Genomic DNA, 274 nt, shown 5'->3' with positions numbered 1-274 from the left:
GTCGACGTAGAGGTCGACGTCGAGGTCGTCGTGGTCGTTCCACCCGGCGGAGTCGGCGAATCCGAACCGCTCGACGTGGTCGTCGTGCTGGTGGTGGAGGTTGGCGGCGTGGGCGAGTTGGACCCGCTCGAACCGCTCGAACCGGTCGAACCGGTGGTGGAGATCACCACCGTGCCGCCACCGCTGCTGCCGCCACCAAAGAAGCCGCCGATGAAACCGCTGCTGCCGCCAAAGCCGCTGCTACCGCCGATCGGCGCTGCGGTCGGAGTCGGTC

At 68.6% G+C, this 274-nt stretch carries 1 pseudogene; it reads left to right on the top strand.

The annotated features are described in order from the left end of the window. A pseudogene (locus FVA95_RS29780) lies at positions 1-274 on the top strand (hypothetical protein); the annotation flags it as partial.

It is taken from the genome of Pseudonocardia sp. EV170527-09, from assembly GCF_008369905.1.
Taxonomy (GTDB): Bacteria; Actinomycetota; Actinomycetes; order Mycobacteriales; family Pseudonocardiaceae; genus Pseudonocardia.
The sequence above is the reverse complement of the archived record's forward strand: the minus strand, read 5'-3'. Positions and strand labels throughout refer to the sequence as shown.